The organism is Streptomyces sp. NPDC054047 (assembly GCF_055585065.1).
In genome coordinates this window covers 115,439-129,114 of sequence record NZ_JBVJKV010000007.1, presented here as the reverse complement: position 1 = coordinate 129,114, position 13,676 = coordinate 115,439, and the positions used below count along the sequence as shown (strand labels likewise).

10 protein-coding genes and 2 pseudogenes are annotated in these 13,676 nt (G+C 70.3%); 3 read left to right on the top strand and 9 right to left on the bottom strand.

Annotation, left to right across the window (positions count from 1 at the left end; all coding sequences use genetic code 11):
• Window positions 1-118 precede the first annotated feature (118 nt).
• The 5 genes from ACZ6ZP_RS25100 to ACZ6ZP_RS25080 form a co-directional block, all read right to left on the bottom strand.
• Complete coding sequence (locus tag ACZ6ZP_RS25100) at window positions 119-541, bottom strand: ATP-binding protein (RefSeq protein WP_469408465.1); 423 nt, start codon at window positions 539-541, stop codon at window positions 119-121.
• A complete protein-coding gene (locus ACZ6ZP_RS25095) occupies window positions 541-1,419 on the bottom strand; it encodes an MEDS domain-containing protein (RefSeq protein ID WP_351169361.1) in 879 nt (292 codons plus the stop codon). Before ACZ6ZP_RS25095 ends, ACZ6ZP_RS25100 begins: the two co-directional genes overlap by 1 nt.
• Window positions 1,420-1,694: 275 nt before the next feature.
• Window positions 1,695-2,255 (bottom strand): TetR/AcrR family transcriptional regulator, encoded by a 561-nt coding sequence (locus ACZ6ZP_RS25090; protein ID WP_383825961.1) that lies wholly within the window; start codon window positions 2,253-2,255, stop codon window positions 1,695-1,697.
• 72 nt (window positions 2,256-2,327) lie between these two features.
• Window positions 2,328-3,713, bottom strand: coding sequence for an amidase (locus tag ACZ6ZP_RS25085; protein ID WP_469408463.1), 1,386 nt, complete (start codon window positions 3,711-3,713; stop codon window positions 2,328-2,330).
• Window positions 3,700-3,909, bottom strand: a complete 210-nt coding sequence (locus tag ACZ6ZP_RS25080; RefSeq protein ID WP_469408461.1) for a hypothetical protein — start codon at window positions 3,907-3,909, stop codon at window positions 3,700-3,702. The genes ACZ6ZP_RS25085 and ACZ6ZP_RS25080 overlap by 14 nt, the downstream gene beginning before the upstream one ends.
• A gap of 202 nt (window positions 3,910-4,111) precedes the next feature.
• Between ACZ6ZP_RS25080 and ACZ6ZP_RS25075 the strand changes: the two genes are divergently transcribed.
• On the top strand, window positions 4,112-5,008 hold the full coding sequence (locus tag ACZ6ZP_RS25075) for an MBL fold metallo-hydrolase (RefSeq protein ID WP_469408460.1): 897 nt from the start codon (window positions 4,112-4,114) through the stop codon (window positions 5,006-5,008).
• Between the two features lie 13 nt (window positions 5,009-5,021).
• Here the strand turns inward: ACZ6ZP_RS25075 and ACZ6ZP_RS25070 are convergent, their stop codons facing one another.
• Window positions 5,022-5,420 carry a VOC family protein gene (locus tag ACZ6ZP_RS25070; RefSeq protein WP_469408458.1) on the bottom strand — a complete coding sequence of 133 codons (399 nt, stop codon included), beginning with the start codon at window positions 5,418-5,420 and terminating at the stop codon, window positions 5,022-5,024.
• Between the two features lie 96 nt (window positions 5,421-5,516).
• On the opposite strand from ACZ6ZP_RS25070, the gene ACZ6ZP_RS25065 reads away from it, so the two are divergent.
• The gene (locus ACZ6ZP_RS25065) at window positions 5,517-6,512 is read left to right on the top strand and encodes a helix-turn-helix transcriptional regulator (RefSeq protein WP_469408457.1); all 996 of its coding nucleotides are present in this window, start codon (window positions 5,517-5,519) and stop codon (window positions 6,510-6,512) included.
• A gap of 56 nt (window positions 6,513-6,568) precedes the next feature.
• On the top strand, window positions 6,569-7,000 hold the full coding sequence (locus tag ACZ6ZP_RS25060) for a GNAT family N-acetyltransferase (protein ID WP_468615813.1): 432 nt from the start codon (window positions 6,569-6,571) through the stop codon (window positions 6,998-7,000).
• On the opposite strand, the pseudogene ACZ6ZP_RS25055 reads toward ACZ6ZP_RS25060, so the two are convergent.
• The 3 genes and pseudogenes from ACZ6ZP_RS25055 to ACZ6ZP_RS25045 form a co-directional block, all read right to left on the bottom strand.
• Window positions 6,993-8,975: pseudogene (locus ACZ6ZP_RS25055) on the bottom strand (alpha-amylase family glycosyl hydrolase); the annotation flags it as partial. The gene ACZ6ZP_RS25060 and the pseudogene ACZ6ZP_RS25055 overlap by 8 nt on opposite strands.
• Before the next feature lie 160 nt (window positions 8,976-9,135).
• Complete coding sequence (pulA, locus tag ACZ6ZP_RS25050; protein ID WP_469408455.1) at window positions 9,136-11,841, bottom strand: pullulanase-type alpha-1,6-glucosidase; 2,706 nt, start codon at window positions 11,839-11,841, stop codon at window positions 9,136-9,138.
• Between the two features lie 162 nt (window positions 11,842-12,003).
• Window positions 12,004-13,401: pseudogene (locus ACZ6ZP_RS25045) on the bottom strand (alpha-amylase); the annotation flags it as partial.
• Between the last annotated feature and the right edge of the window lie 275 nt (window positions 13,402-13,676).

Here is a 13,676-nt window from a genome sequence, read left to right as displayed (position 1 = left end):
CGGGACTTTCCGCCCAGGCTAGGCCTGCCGCGCCGTCCGCGCCACGGCTGGCCCGCAGGGGTGGCCGCCACCCCTGCGCCGCCTGATCACCGAAGCGCCCAGGCGCTCCGGCGGCCCGCTACCGGGACAGGTTCACGGTCAGGGTCACCATCGACCCGCCGGGGCCCCCGGAAATGGTGAGCTCGTCGGTGAGCAGGCCGGCGAGCCACAGGCCCCGCCCGCCCGCGTGGCCGTCGAGGCCGGGAGCCAGCACGGGGATGACGTCGGCGCTGAAGCCGGGGCCCAAGTCGTGGATGTGGCAGGCGAGATGGCCGTTGCTGCGCTGGAGGACCAGGGTGCCGCCGCCGCCCGCGTGCTCGACCGCGTTGACCGCCACGGCGTCCAGGGCCACGATGAATTCGCTGCGGCGCGGCTCGGCAAGACCTAGGTGGTCCGCGTACTGGTCGACGAGCATCCGCAGCCGGGGCAGGTCGTCCTGGGTGAAGCGTGATTCCAACAGGGTGACGGGAGGGACCTCGCGGGGGCCTGGCGTGGTCGTCATCAGCGGTCCACCTCACTGATCACCATGTGCGGCACCTGGTCGGCGCCTGCTCGGCGCAGTATGCGGGCCGGTGTCGGTGGACAGTGGACCCGGACCGGTCCGTGCGCATGCTCCAGAACCAGCCGCAGCAGGTCCACCGCACAGGCGACGCCGAGGAAGACCAGGCCGCCCAGGTCCACGGTCAGGGGCTGGGCATTCTCGCTGCGCCTGAGCCCCTCGCGCACGGCGCCGATGAAGTCCTCCCGGGTGGCGATGTCCGCCTCGCCGGTCAACTGCACCAGCCCCTCCGCGTGTTCCACGTGCAGGGCACCCAGGCGGGGCAGCAGTCGGCAGGGGTGTGCCTCATGCATGGCCGTCAGGACACCGGGGTCGAACCAGCGGCTGTCGTAGGCACAGATCTCGGTATAGGGGCGGCCGGTGAACAGATGCTGGGCGTGGGACTCACGGTGCATCATCACCTGGACATCGGCGCCCAGATCCCCCACCCAGTGCATGTCGATATAGGTGCGCAGCCCGCTGTAGCCCTCGGCCAAGGCCTGGTCGGTCTCCTCGGTGATGCGGTCCCACTGCCGGTGGGGAGTGAACGCGTCCTGGGGGTGGATGAGGGCGCGCATGCTGCTGAGCACCAGCTGCCCGTTCTCGCGAGCGGCTCCCAGCAGGGCCCCCGGCGCGTCGAGCCGGTTCCACACCTGTTCCTCGTGCAGGTGCGGAGCCGCGAAGACCATCACCTTCTCGCGCTTCACGAGCCCCGCCCACGCGAAGGCGGACACCACGTCGCGGCCCGCATCGTCGTCGGCGTAACTGACGAAAGCATGATCGCCCGCCCGGAGGTGCTGGACCGGGATCGTTCCGACCGACGCCGAGCCGGCAACCGCCATCTCTCACCTCCGGGGCCCACAGGGCCCGACGGGAACAAGTGCGGGCCACACGCTAGCGGTCCGTAGCGCACGGCAGCGCATCCCCGAGCAAAGCGACAAATAGCTGGTGCCGCCGTCTCTCATGACGATCGCAAGTGCGCGAAGATGCTCCGTTCCGGGCTGATTCTGTTCGCCAGAGGACGTTCAACGGGCTGCATGGGGCGGCTGGCATGAGCGCGTGGCATGGGCGGTGCCCATCACCAGCCGCACCCTGCCCCTCTCCGGCGCCGCCGAAGTCAGGGCTGCGCGAGGGTGTGCTCCACGAGTGCGCGCGCATAGGCGGCGTCCAGCCGGCTGGGGCGGAAGAGGATGCGGTACATCATCGGCGCCACGACCTGGTCGATGACCTGTTCGGCGTCCGGGGCGGCCTCGCCCCGCTCCGAGGCACGGGCCAGAACGACGTCGATCTGGTCCGCCGCGAAGGCAGAACACTGGCCGGCGTTGCTGCCGTCCGGGTTCCCCAGGAGGGCGTCCCTGATGTACGCGCGGCCCGCAGGGGAGGCCATCTCGTCGAGGAACTGCTCCGCCCACGCGCCGAGGTCCGCCCGCAGGCTGCCGAGGTCGGCCGGCAGCTCTTCAGGGCGCAGGTGTTCGACCGCGACGTCCGACAAGAGCTCCTGCAGGTCCCCCCACCGGCGGTAGACGGTCGACGGCGTCACGCCCGCGCGGGCGGCGACCAGAGGGACGGTCAGCGCCTCGCGGCCCAGCTCGGCCTGTAGCTCACGGACTGCCGCGTGGACCGATTCCTGGACCCGGGCGCTGCGCCCTCCGGGCCGAACCATGGGCTTGGGACTCATGACTCCACCTTACCGCCTTAATGCAAAATCGTAGCTTCTAGGTGGTGCCGCCGCCACGACCGCCCCACCAGCTCAGGCCGCCGTCGGCGCAAGCCGCCCGGCTCCGGCGCCGGCCGCCTCATAGGCCCGCCCGACCCGCAGCACGGTCGCCTCACCCAGGGGGCGCCCCATCAGCTGCATGCCGATCGGCATGCCCGCGCGATCCTGGCCGACGGGCAGGGTCAGCGCCGGCACCCCCGTGACGTTGGCCGGTGACGAGAGCCGGACGTAGCTGTCGGAGACGGCCTCCACCGTGCCGTCCGCCCACCGCACGCTGTCCTGGCCGGACTTGGCCGCCGTCATCGGCACCGCCGGGGCCGCGATCACGTCGACGCGGCCGAACAGCCGCGCCCAGGCCTCGCGCATCAACGTCCGCGCGCGCTGGGCCCGGAGGTAGTCGCCCGCGGTCACGAACTCGCCCGCCTCCAGGAGGACGCGGACGTCCGGCGCGTACAGGTCAGGCGTCGAGCGCAGCGTCCCCTCGTGGTACGCGGTCGCCTCGGGGACCATCAACCCCCACAGGGTGGCCTGGATGTAGCGCGTCATGGGGATCTCGACCTCGACGAGTTCGGCTCCCAGGTGCTCCAGCTGCCCGATGGCCCGGCGCACGCTCTCCTCGACCTCGGGGCTGATGCGCTCGAAGTAGTAGTTGCGCGGCACGCCCACCCGCAGTCCTGACAGGTCACCGGCCTCCGGGGAGGTCCGGCCGCCCGACGCCGCCGGGCCGCCCGAATCCCACCCGACCAGTGCGGCGAGGACGAGTTCCGCGTCCCGCACCGTGCGGGTGAGGGGCCCGACGTGGTCCAGGGACCAGGACAGGGAGGTCACTCCGTGGCGGGGGATCAGGCCGTACGTCGGCTTGAGGCCCACCACGCCGTTGAGCGCCGCGGGCACGCGGATCGATCCGCCGGTGTCGGTCCCCAGCGCGAAGGTGGCCTCTCCGGCCGCGACGGCGACGGCCGAGCCGCCGCTCGACCCGCCGGCGACCCGGCTGTGGTCCCAGGCGTTGCGGGTCTGCGGGGTGGTCAGCCCGTAGGCGAACTCGTGGGTGTGGGTCTTGCCGAGCAGCACCGCTCCGGCCGCGGCCAGGCGCGCGGCGACGGCGCTGTCGCCTTCGGCGACATGGTCCGCCCGCACGCGGGAGCTCGCCGTGGTGGGCATGCCCTCGGCGTCGATCAGGTCCTTCAGACCCATGGGGATGCCGTGCAGCGGGCCGCGCGAGCGGCCCTCGGCGATCTCGCGCTCGGCCTCGGCCGCCGCACTCCGGGCGGAGTCCGCGGCGACGGTGACGTAGGCCTGGAGGCGCGCTTCCACCGCGCCGATGCGATCCAGCACCGAATCGGTCAGCTCGACCGGGGACAGCTCCCCCGCACCGATGGCTCGGGCGGCGTCGGTCAGTGACAGCTCATACGGATGCATCGAGGTCCTCCAGTCCGGCCGTGTAGGTCATCGCGGGCGGCGTGTCCCCGAAGTCCAGTTCGCGCAGCGTGGCGATGACGGAGCGGATGTGGTTTGCGGTCGCCGCTACCTCCTCGTGGCGGTCGCTCGCCAGCGGCAGGCCCGCGCGGAGCGCCCATCGGGCGGTCTCCTGCGGGGTGAGTCCGGTGGTGTCCATGCGGGCCCTCTCGGCTCGGCTCGTCGCGCCGCGCGGGGCGGCGGTCCGCCCGGCAGCACTCAAAAGCTAATGGTTTGCGTTAGCGAGACAGTAGGGCTTACGTTGACTTAACGCAAACAGATTGCTTTTAGCGGCGAACTCACACCAGCCGCTCGCGCCACGCAAATACCAGGCACTCGCGCCACGCAGAGGAGCACCTCCCATGCCCACCCCCGCCCACCACGCCACCGACCTGCCGGCCTGGACCGTGGGAGACCTCACCGTCCACCGCGTCGACGAAGTAGCCCTGCCCCCGCAGACGGGCCCCTGGCTGCTGCCCGGAGCCACGCCCGAGGTGGTGGCCCAAGCCCCCTGGCTGCAGCCGGACTTCGCCGACGACCAGCGCGTCCTGCGGCTGGCGAGCCACAGCTTCGCGATCGACACGAACGGGCTGCGCGTGCTCGTCGACACCGGCATCGGCAACGGCAAGCAGCGGGCCAACCCCGCGTGGAACAACCTGAACAGCGACTACCTGGCGCGGCTGAAACGGGCCGGCTTCGCACCCGAGACAGTGGATCTCGTCGTCCTCACCCACCTGCACACCGACCACGACGGCTGGAACACCCGGGCGGACGGAGACAGTTGGGTGCCCACCTTCCCCAATGCCCGCTACCTCACGAGCCGTGCCGAGGACGACTACTGGGCCGGTGTCGACATGGAAGAGGCCCGGCGCCAGATGTTCCGCGACTCCGTGGACCCCATCAAGGACGCCGGACTGCTCGACCTCGTCGACGTACCTCTTGAAGGCGCCGACATCGCGCCGGGCGTCCGTCTGCGTCCCACCCCGGGTCATACGCCGGGCCAGGTGGCGGTGGAGCTGAGCAGTCAGGGCGAGAGCGCGCTCATCACCGGTGACTGCGTCCACCACCCCGTCCAGCTGGTCCACCCCGATCTGGGCAGCTGCGTGGACATCGACGCCGCGGCCGCGACCAGGACCCGCCGGGAGCTCCTCGGCTCGCTCTCCGGCACCCGGACCCTGCTGCTCGGCAGCCACTTCCCGCCGCCCACCGCAGGCCACGTGATCCCCGAGGGCGACTCCTACCGACTGGTTCCCGCCTGAGGGCCGAGGCCTCCTACGCCGCGAACTTCTCCCTGGCGGCCGGGGTCACCGGAGTGAAGAAGTTGACGAGGTTGCCGTCGGGATCGCGGAAGAGCAGGGACCGGTTGCCCCAGGGCATGGTGGTGGGTTCATTGACGAACTCGTCGATGAAGCCGATCAGGTTCTGGTGCACGCGGTCCACGTCGTCCACCAGGAACTCGAGGATCACGGAGTGGTTGTCCGCCGGCCGGGAGGATCCCGGCGCGAACAGCGGGACGGTGCGGGTGCTGCCGATGGCGAGCGTGGAACTGGCGGCCTGGAGCTCGGCGAAGTCCTCGGTGTACCGGGTCGCCGGGAGCCCGGTGGCCTTCTCGTAGAACGCGGCGAGGCGCTCCACGTCGTCGGTGATGATGCGGATCGAGACGAAGTCCACGGCGTTCTCCCTGCAGGTGATGTGGTGCGGTTGCGCTCCCCACGCTAGGACCAATAGGGGACAGAATCCGCCCTCTATCAGCCCTAGACTCGGATCATGTCCCGACCCACCAGCCGCGTCCTCACCCTCCTGGAGCTGCTCCAGTCGGGCGGCCTGCGGACCATCGCCGAACTCGCCGACCGGCTCGACGTCGACAAGCGCACGGTGCGGCGGTACGTGGAGCACCTGAACGACCTCGACGTGCCCGTCGAATCGGTGCGCGGCCGGTACGGCGGCTACCGTCTGGCGCCCAGCTACCGGCTGCCTCCCCTCATGCTCAGCGACGACGAGGCGCTCGCCGTGCTCCTCGGCCTGATCGCGGGCCAGCGGACGGGGCTTGCCACCGCGACGGACACAGCGAGCGAAACGGCGGCGGCCAAGATCCGGCGGGCGCTGCCCCCGCATGTCGCCCGGCGGCTGGACGCGGTCACGGAGTCGCTCGCCTTCACCCAGCCGTCCGCCGGGTCCGGCACCCCGGACGGCGCGGCGCTGCTCGCCGTCGCCGACGCCGTGCGGCACCGCCGGCCGGTCTCGATGCGGTACACCGACCGCGAAGGACGCAGCAGCAGGCGCACGCTGCACCCGTACGGGATCGTCGCCCACTCGGGCCGGTGGTATCTCACCGGTCATGACCCCGGGATCGGCGAGGACCGGACCTTTCGACTCGATCGCGTCGCGGACGCGCGGACCCAGCCCGGAACGTTCGAGGCACCCGATGGACCGGACGCGGCGCAACGCCTCCTGTCGGGCCTCGCCGCGGCGCCGTACCGGCATGAGGTGACCCTGCGGATCAACGGAACGGCCGAGCAGATCCGCGCGCGGCTCCCCGCCAGTGTCGCCACCCTTCACGAGCCGACACCCGCGGCGGACGCGGATCTCGCCGCCGGGCCCGAGCACTGGCCGCGCGTCGAGCTGCGGGCCGAACACCTCGACTGGCTGCCCCCGGCCCTCGCCTCCCTCGACCTGCCGTTCAAGATCGAACGCCCCGCCGAACTGCGCGAGATGGTCGCCGCGTTCGCCGACCGTCTCGCGGGCAGCGCACGCAGGGACTGACGACTGAGGCAACTAAGGCAGTTGTCCCGCCGGGCCCGGTCGCCGACGCTCACAGGATGAACAAAGCGAGCGGAGCGATCGACTACACATGGCGCGACCCCATCACCGACGAGGAGTTGACCGACCTGGTCCGGTCGCACGGCGGCAACGCCGTGGCCGGCTGGTGGAACAAGATCCAGAAGCACAGCCTCGGCTGGGTGGCGGCACGTGACCCTGAGCACCTCCTCGTCGGATTCGTGAACGTGGCATGGGACGGCGGAGACCACGCCTTCTTGCTCGACACGAAGACCCGGGGCTCGCACCAGCGTCGCGGTATCGGCACGTCAGTCGTCCGCCTGGCCGCAGCGCATGCGCGGGAATCGGGCTGCGAGTGGCTGCACGTCGACTTCGAACCCGGGCTACGGGACTTCTACTTCGCCGCCTGCGGCTTCCGTCCGACGGAGGCGGGGTTGATCCATCTGCCGTCCGCGAGGGGCGAGGCTACTTGAGGTAGGGGCCGTCCGTGCCTACCTTGCCCGGTGCCGGGTTGCCCGGCAGGTCGAGCACGTAGGCGCGCAGGTTGCCCTTGCCGGGGGCCGCGACGGAGAGCTTGCCGTCGGTCACGGTCTTCTTGTCACCGGTGACGGCGTCGGTGTAGGTGCCGTTGGGGATGCCGCTGTAGCTCGCGTCGCCGGAGACGGTGACGAGGGCGAAGCTGTCGACGGACCCCGAGGTGTAGCGGCGCTTGTACGCCATCTGGCCGCTGATGCCCTCGGTCGAGTACTGGCCCGACTGGAGCGCGGGCACGGCCCGGCGGATCTGGTTGAGCCGCTGCACATGCTTGACCAGGGGCTGGTCCAGGGTCTTGGCCACCTCGCCGCTCGCGCTGTCGAACGTGCCGAAGTCCGATGCGGTGACCGTTCCTTGGAGGCGGTCGCCGTAGTAGGCACGGCCCGTCGTCGCCAGTGGGCACTTGGGACCGCAGTCGATCTGCTTGCCCTTCTGGAACTCGATCTCCGAGCCGTAGTAGAGCGTCGGGATGCCGCGGAAGGTCCACATCAGGGCCATGTTCTCGGCCCAGGCGTCGGTGCCGCCCGCATAGCGGGTGGAGGACTTGTTCGGGCCGTAGTCGTGGCTGTCGACGTACACGGCGTTGTACGTCGCGTCGTTGACGGAGTCGTCGGAGTCCTTGCCGTTGTTGTACGCGTTCGAGGCCTCACCGAAGTTCATGTGCATCCGCATGTCGATGACGTTCATGCCGGAGAACTTCGTGCGGTCCGGGGCGTGGTAACTGTTCCCCTCCAGGAACGCGTTGGTGCTGGTCGGCTGGTTGCCCGTGCCCTGCGCCTGTTCGTACGCGTACATCTCCAAGGACGCCGCCGCGTCATCCGCGCTGTACTCCTTGCGCTCCTTCCACGTGTAGAACTGCGCGGAGTGGTTGACCGAGCCGCGGTTCCACTTGTCGTGCACGAAGGCCGCGACCTCGCCGAAGACGTAGAAGTCGTCGGCCTTGTCCGCGCCGTACTTGGCCACCAGCTTGTCGTGCAGCGCGGGCAGGAAGCGGCGGTTCCAGGTGGTGCGCGGGATGTGCACGGCGGTGTCGACGCGGAAGCCGTCCACGCCCATGTCGATGTACTTGTTGTAGGCGTCGATCAGGTACTGCTGCACATCGGTGTTCTCGGTGTTGAAGTCCGCCAGGTCGTCGTGCAACCAGCAGCTGCGCGAGTCCTCGCCCTCCCAGTTGCCGATCCAGCACTGGTGGTACGCGGACTTCGGGAACATGCCCGATGTGGGGCTCGGCCACTGGCAGTTGTAGATCTTCCGGCCGTCGGCGCCGGTGCCCGACTGCTTGCCCCAGTCCTTGCAGGTGTTGCCCGCCGGCTCCGCGGTGGACCAGCGGTCGCCGTTGTAGGGGTTGCCCTGGGCGTCCTCGTCGAGCGGGTCGTACTCCTTGCCCTCCACCTTGTCGTCGTAGTAGTCGCCCCACTCCGCGTCCTGGACGCCGAAGGCGGTCGGGGTGAACAGGCCCTTGGCGCCCCAGCGCGAGCTGTGGTTGTAGACGACGTCCTGATAGATCTTCATGCCCTTGGCGTGCGCCCGGTCGATGAGCTGCTGGTAGGAGACGCCGTCCGACTCCAGGCGCGGGTCGATCTCGTAGAAGTCGTATCCGTGGTAGCCGTGGTAGTCGTAGTCCGACCGGTTCATGACCACCGGGGTGATCCAGACCGCCGAGAAGCCGAGGCCCTTGATGTAGTCCAGCTTCTCGGCGAGGCCCTTGAAGTCGCCCCGGGTCATGGGGTCTTCGTTGGCCGCGTTCCCGGACGACGTGTGCTGGTTGCCGCCCCGGTTGTTGGTCGCGTCGCCGTCGTTGAAGCGCGCGGTCATCGCAAAGTAGATCGCGTCCTTGCGCGGGTCCCCGCCGAGCATGGTCGCGGGCTCCGCCGCGGTGGCCGCGACCGTGCCCTGGGCGGCGCTCCCCGACCCTGGCAACAGGGTCAGGAGCAGACCGCCCAGGACGGCGGCCACGAGCAGGCGTGTTCTGTGGTGCGACATGCAGCCTCCTGTACGCAGTGGGGTACGTGGGAGGGCCGACGCGCCATCAGCCCGGATGGGATGTCTCGCGGGGCCGGGTCAGGCCCCTGGTTCAGCCTCGCTCGAAGACGGCGACGCTGCGTGCGGGGACGTCGAAGGTGCCCGAACTCCGGTCGTACGCAGCCGACTTGACCACGGGGTCGGCGCCCTTCGCCTGGATGGGGTGCAGGGCGTACGCGGTGTCCTTCAGGGCCGTGACGTGCTGCCGCTGTGCCTCCGGGGTCGCGTTGAAGACGACCACGAGGTTCCCGAGCTCCATGGTGATGACGCCGGGGATCTCGGCTGCGGTGCCCGAGAGAGGGAAGGCGAGCCGCGACTGGACCTGGCCCGCGGTGGCCAGGGAGAAGGCGGGCTCGGTCGCGCGCAGCTTCACGAGGTCCTGGTAGGCGGCCGACGTTCCGTTGATCTCGGCGCACCCCGGCGTCAGGGTCGGGGAGGTGAGCAGGGGCTTCCCGAAGGCCCACTTGTCCTTGTTGTCGGCGGCCGGGGGCAGGCCGCGCCCGAAGCCGTTGCCGTCCCGGCAGTTCCAGTGCAGGGCGTTGAACCAGTCGCCGCTGTCGAAGGAGTTGCGGTCCAGGGACTTCGAGCGCAGCAGGTCGCTGCCCGCCTGGGACAGGGACGGGCCCTGGGCCAGGGTGGCGGTCGCCATCGCGAGCACCTGCATGCGGGCGCGTTCGGCGGCCGTGGTGTCCGCGGGCAGCTTGAAGGCGAGAGCGTCGTACAGCGATTCGTTGTCGTGGGCGTCGGCGTAGGAGAGGGCGTCGCCGGGGGCGGCCGCGTAGCCGGCCGGGGCGCCGTTGTAGTCGACCTCGGAGCCCTTGACGCGCTTTCCGGCGGAGTCGGTGAACGTGTAGCCGGCGAGATTGCCGGTGAGGGCGACCTTGAGCAGGTCCTGGTAGTGCAGGAGCCGGGCCTTCTGCTCGGCCGGGGTGCCGTTGGCCTTCGAGGCGTTGGGGTCGGTGAACAGGCCGCTGGCGAAGCCCTGGACGCCGGGGTCACCGTCGAAGGGGCCGCCGCCGCGCACCGCGTCGCGGCCGCGGTCGGAGAAGGTGGCGACGCCCGTGCCCGCCATGTTCTTCTGCGTGGCCTGGACGAAGCGGGCGTCGTCGGCGATCTCGCCGAAGTTCCAGCCCTCGCCGTACAGGACGATCTTCTTGCCGTCGACGCCGTCCTTCTTGACGGTCAGTGCGTCGAGCGCCTTGCGCACGGCCAGGATGTTGGCCTTGGGGTGGTGACCCATCAGGTCGAAGCGGAAGCCGTCGACCTTGTACTCCTTGGCCCAGGTGACCAGCGAGTCGACCACGAGCTTGCCCATCATGGCGTTCTCGGGGGCGGTGTTGGCGCAGCAGGTGGAGGTGGCGACCGTTCCGTCGGCCATCAGCCGCTGGTAGTAGCCGGGCACGATCTTGTCGAGGACGGACTTGTCCGCCTGGCCGCTGGCCACCGTGTGGTTGTAGACGACGTCCATCACGGTCCGCAGCCCTGAGCCGTTGAGGCCCTGCACCATCCGCCGGAACTCGACCGTGCGGCGGGTCCCGGCGGGGTCGCTCGCGTAGCTGCCTTCCGGCACCGTGAAGTGCAGCGGGTCGTATCCCCAGTTGTAGGCGTCCTTGGCCGCGGTCTTGGTGACGCAGGCCTGCTGCGCGTCGGAGTCCGGGGCGGGCGCCGTCAGGTCGCAGTCGGGCTCGGCCTGGTCGGCGGCGCGCTCGGGGATGGTGCCGATGTCGAAGGCGGGCAGCAGGTGGACGTAGGAAGTCCCCGCCTCGGCCAGCTTGCGCAGGTGCTTCATGCCGTCGGAGGCCGTGTCGGTGAAGGCCAGGTACCGGCCGGGGTGCTTGGCCGTGCGGTCCTCGACGGAGAAGTCACGGACGTGCAGTTCCTGGATCTGCGCGTCGCGCAGCGGCGTGGCCTTCGGCTTCTTCAGCTGGGCCCATCCCTTGGGGGCGAGCTTCGGGTCGTCGAGGTCGACGGCGATGCTGCGCTCGGAGTCTGCGGTGAGCGCGGTGGAGTAGGGGTCGGTGACCTTGTTGGTGACGACCTTCTGGACGCTGGGCGCCCACACCTTCACCACGTACCGGTACTGCTTGCCCGACCAGCTCCTGGCGCCGGCGACGGACCATACGCCGCTGGCGTCGTCGCGCCGCATCGCCACGCGCTTGCCGTCGAGTTCGAGGCTGACGGACTGGGCGGTGGGAGCCCACAGGGCCAGGGTGGGGCGGCCGCCCTTGAACTGCGGGCCGAGGGCGGCCTTGGTGGCCGCAGCGCTGTAGAGGTCGTCGAGGACGCCCTGGGTCTGGACGCCGGTGGCGCTGATCAGGGTGCCGTCGGCGCTGCTGCGGGTGGCGACGAGCTGGCCGGTCAGCGCGTGGCGGACCCGGTCGCGGTCGCGCGGGTCGACGGTGAAGGCCGCGTAACTCTTCAGATGCGGGTACTTCTCACGCTGGGCCGCGGTGAGGCCGCCCGCCGCCGGGGTCAGGCGGATGCGCTGCCCCGTGCCCGCGAGTTCGCCGTCCTTGACGGTGAGCTGCCCGTCACGTGCGTACACCAACTCCTGGGAGGCGGCGTCTCCCTGGACGTCCCAGGCGACGGTGTTCTCGTCGATCCACTGGGCCCGGGAGGTGGACAGGTCGAGCGCGGCGGGCGCGTCGGCCGCGGCCGGTGCCCGGGGTGCCGCGGTGGCCGATGACGTCAGGGGAGCGACCGCGGCGAGCAGGGCGATGGCCGTGGCGACGAGGGTGCGGCGAGGGGAGCCGGTCAAGGGAAACTTCTCCTTGTGTGGTGCGGCAGGGGGCGGTACGGAACGTGAGGGCGCCAGCGGGGACGTGAGCCGGCCCGGCGATGGGACCCGGATCGGGGCGGGCCGCCCGGCGGCGGGGAAGCGGGAGCCGGGCGGCCGGTCGTGCGGGGCGGGCCGCGGTCAGCAGCTCCTGGCCCCGGTGTGCAGGGCGAGCGCGGTGTTGGGCGCGACGGCGGCGGTGAACTGGCCCGAGCCGTTGACGGTGACGCTCCTGCCGCTCTGGACGTCGCAGTAACTGCCCGCGGCGAGGGAGGTCTGGAAGGTCCGGTTGACCGTGGAGCCCTCGTGGTTGATGGCCACGTAGGCCTTGTCGCCGCGGCCGAACGCGATGGCGTTGTTGCCGTTGTCCCACCAGTTGGTCATGCCGGTCCCGCGGGCGGTGTTGCGGAACTTGACCATGCTCTTGATCTCGGGCCAGGCGTGCTGGCACTTCCAGCCGTCGCTGTAGCAGGCTTTGACCTGGCCGCCGTCGGGGGAACCCGCGTCGTTGCCGCTGAACTCGTAGCCGGAGTGCACGTCCGGGGCGCCGTAGGGCAGGGCCAGCATGAAGACGTGCGCGAGGGTGTAGTTCGCGCCGTCCTTGTAGTTGAGCGTCTGGCCGTGCCGTTCGGTGTCGTGGTTGGCGACGAAGACGGCGGCCGAGCCGCTGGGCAGGTAGCCCCAGCCCTCGCCGAAGTTCTTCAGGTACGCGAGCTTCTCGTTGTTGAAGACGCGCTTGAGGTCCCAGCCGTAGCGGAACTCCTGGGCGTCGCCCGTACCGGTGTACTCGCTCGGGGAGACCGCCTCGCCCGCGCCGTACAGCGTCTCCTGCTTCCAGTAGACGCCGGGGTCGGTCAGCCGGGACTTGATGTTCTTCAGGTCGTCGGCGGGCATGTGCTTGGCCGCGTCGATGCGGAAGCCGTCGACACCCAGCGACAGCAGGTCGTTCAGGTAGCCGGCGATCCTGCCCCGCACGTACTCCTCGCCGGTGTCCAGGTCGGCCAGCCCGCCCAGTTCGCAGTTCTGGGTGTTCCAGCGGTCCTGGTAGTTGCTGATGGGCGCCTTGCAGCTGTCCATGTCGTTGACCGAGTAGGTGCCCGGGTAGTCGTACTTGGTGAAGGCGGAGCCGGCCGAGCCGGTGCCGGAGGCGTTGGTCATGTGGTTGATCACCGCGTCGGCGACGACCTTGACGCCGGCCGCGTGGCAGGTGTCGACCATGTTCTTGAACGCGGCCCGGTCGCCGAGCCGGGTGCCGATCTTGTAGCTGACGGGCTGGTAGGCGGCCCACCACGCCTCGCCCTGGAGACGTTCCTGGGGCGGGGAGACCTGGACGTAGCCGTAACCGTCGGGGCCGAGGCGCTGGGTGCACTCCTTGGCGACCGAGGAGAACTTCCACTCGAAGAGCACGGCGGTGACGTCCTTGGTGCCGGGCGGGGCGGCCTGCGCCTGCGGGGCGCCGGCGACGATGCCACCTGCCGCTCCCGCGACCAGGGCGAGTGCTGCGGCGACGGGTCTGCGGACTTTGGTCTTTCGGCCAGCCATGAGGGCCTCCTGCGGGAGTGAGTGTGACCTTGTCCGGCAACGCGCCATGCCCGTAAGGCCGCTGAAGGATGTTGCAGAAACATTTCAACGCCGTTTTCGGTCGAGACCGTACGACCCTCGGAAACCCCGGTCAACCCTCTGCGCACACTCTCGCGCCAGATGGGCGGCACCGGGGTTTCGTACGACGCAAAACCTTTCGCAAGACCTTGCGGCGGTGTTACGTTCAACCACGACTCCGGTCCGGACGGCCGGGGGACCCGTACCACGGGCCCCAC

Coding starts and splice junctions, on each gene's coding strand:
- ACZ6ZP_RS25060 (WP_468615813.1), top strand. CDS start 6,569: ATGAACAAAGCGAGCGGAGCGATCGACTACACATGGCGCGACCCCATC.
- ACZ6ZP_RS25090 (WP_383825961.1), bottom strand. CDS start 2,255: ATGAGTCCCAAGCCCATGGTTCGGCCCGGAGGGCGCAGCGCCCGGGTC.
- ACZ6ZP_RS25100 (WP_469408465.1), bottom strand. CDS start 541: ATGACGACCACGCCAGGCCCCCGCGAGGTCCCTCCCGTCACCCTGTTG.
- ACZ6ZP_RS25085 (WP_469408463.1), bottom strand. CDS start 3,713: ATGCATCCGTATGAGCTGTCACTGACCGACGCCGCCCGAGCCATCGGT.
- ACZ6ZP_RS25095 (WP_351169361.1), bottom strand. CDS start 1,419: ATGGCGGTTGCCGGCTCGGCGTCGGTCGGAACGATCCCGGTCCAGCAC.
- ACZ6ZP_RS25075 (WP_469408460.1), top strand. CDS start 4,112: ATGCCCACCCCCGCCCACCACGCCACCGACCTGCCGGCCTGGACCGTG.
- ACZ6ZP_RS25080 (WP_469408461.1), bottom strand. CDS start 3,909: ATGGACACCACCGGACTCACCCCGCAGGAGACCGCCCGATGGGCGCTC.
- ACZ6ZP_RS25065 (WP_469408457.1), top strand. CDS start 5,517: ATGTCCCGACCCACCAGCCGCGTCCTCACCCTCCTGGAGCTGCTCCAG.